The sequence below is a fragment of the Actinoplanes sp. DH11 genome (genome assembly GCF_020873875.1).
Taxonomy (GTDB): Bacteria; Actinomycetota; Actinomycetes; order Mycobacteriales; family Micromonosporaceae; genus Actinoplanes.
Genome location: NZ_JAHWGU010000064.1, coordinates 1 through 2,217, shown reverse-complemented (window position 1 = coordinate 2,217; position 2,217 = coordinate 1). Strand labels below are relative to the sequence as shown.

Genomic DNA, 2,217 nt, shown 5'->3' with positions numbered 1-2,217 from the left:
CAAACCCCGCCCACCCACAAACTCACCCAACCGCCGAGCCTGCTCACCCAACGCACCCACCGAACGCCCCGACAACACCCACGGCACCACCGGAACATCCGAAAACACCACAGGCCCCGAACCCACCACCCCCGGAACCACCTCAGAAACCGGCGCCTCCTCCAAAATCACATGCGCATTCGTGCCACTGACCCCGAACGACGAGACGCCGGCCCGGCGCGGGTGGAATCCTTCGGGCCAGGCGACCTGATCGATCAGCAGGGAGACCGCACCGCTCTCCCAGTCCACCTGGGACGACGGACGGTCGACGTGCAAGGTCCGCGGCAGCACGCCGTGCCGCATCGCCATGATCATCTTGATGATGCCGGCCACGCCGGCGGCCGCCTGGGTGTGGCCGATGTTCGACTTGATGGAGCCGAGATAGAGCGGTGTCTCACGGTCCTGGCCGTACGTCGCCAGCAACGCCTGCGCCTCGATCGGATCACCCAACCGGGTACCCGTACCGTGCGCCTCCACCACATCCACCTCGGACGCCGACACACCCGCGTTCGCCAACGCCTGCCGAATCACCCGCCGCTGCGACGGACCGTTCGGCGCCGTCAAACCGTTCGACGCACCATCCTGATTCACCGCCGAACCCCGCAACACCGCCAACACCCGATGACCGTTCGCCACCGCGTCCGACAAACGCTCGGTGAGCAGCATGCCGACGCCTTCGCCCCAGCCCGTGCCGTCCGCCGCGTCGGCGAACGACTTGCACCGGCCGTCCCGCGCCAGGCCGCCCTGCCGGTCGAACTCGAAGAACGGGCTGGGCGTTGCCATGACCGTGACGCCACCGGCGAGCGCCAGGTCGCACTCGCCGGCCCGCAGCGCCTGGGCCGCCAGGTGCAGCGCGACGAGCGACGACGAGCAGCCGGTGTCCACAGTGACCGCGGGACCTTCGAAACCGAACGTGTACGAGATCCGGCCGGACACGACGCTCGCCGCGTTGTTCGTGACGCCGAAACCGTCGGCGGTGCCCGGGGCGAGCATCAGCACGGTGGCGTAGTCCTGGCCGTTGGTGCCGACGAAGACGCCGGTCTCGGTGCCGCGCAGCGACAGCGGATCGATTCCGGCTCGCTCCAGCACCTCCCAGGTGCCCTCGAGCAGGAGGCGTTGCTGCGGGTCCATGCCCATGGCCTCGCGCGGCGAGATGCCGAACATGCCAGGGTCGAAGTCGCCGGCGTCGTAGAGGAACGCGCCTTCGCGGGAGAAACCGGTGCCCGGGCCCGGGTCCTGGTATGCCCCGGCGGACCAGCCGCGGTCCTCGGGGAACCCGCCGACCGTGTCGACACCGTCGACGACGAGCTTCCACAGCTCCTCGGGAGATCCGACGCCGCCGGGGAACCGGCAGCTCATGCCGACGATGGCGATCGGCTCGTCGGCGACGGCCGCCGATCGGCCGGCGGCCGGCCGGTCGCCGGTCTCGCCGAGCAGATCGGCCCGTAGCCGGGCGGCGAGCTCAATGGCGTTCGGGTGGTCGAAAGCGAGAGTGGTCGGCAGGCGCAGCCCGGTGGCGACGCCGAGCCTGGTACGCAGGTCGACCGCGGTCAGCGAGTCGAACCCGAGCTCGCGGAACGCCCGGCCGGGGTCGACCTGGCCGGCATCGGCGTGGCCGAGCACGGCGGCGACCTCGGTGCGGACCATGTCGAGCAGGACCCGGTCCTGCTCGACGACGGAAAGCCCGGCGAGACTGGTCCGCAGCTCACTGCCACCCGATTCGGCCTCGGCACGCGCCCGATCCATCTCGGCCAGCGCCTTGCGCACCTCCGGGATGTCCTCGATCAGCGGCCGCCGCCGTGCCGAGGTGAACGCCGGCACGAACCTGTCCCAGTCCACGTCGGCCACGGCCACGAAGGCCTCGTCGTGCGCCACCGCCTGCCGCAGCGCGGTAAGGGTGTGTTCGACGGGCATGGGGGTGAGACCGCGCCGGCGCAACCGCCCGGCGACTTCGCCGCCGGACATGCCCTCGCCCTGCCACCCGGCCCAGGCGATGGAGGTCGCCCGGAGGCCACGGGCGCGGCGCCGGTCCGCGATCGCATCGAGGTAGACGTTCGCGGCCGCGTATGCCGCCTGACCACCACTGCCCCACGTCCCCGCGTTCGACGAGAACACCACGAACGCATCCAGATCGACATCCGCAAACGCCCGATCCAAATTCACCGCACCAGCAGTCTT

The 2,217-nt window shown here is 70.6% G+C and carries 1 protein-coding gene; it reads right to left on the bottom strand.

What is annotated here, in order from left to right:
* On the bottom strand, positions 1 to 2,217 hold a 2,217-nt coding region (locus LPA41_RS40705), incomplete at both ends, for a beta-ketoacyl synthase N-terminal-like domain-containing protein (protein ID WP_229076847.1).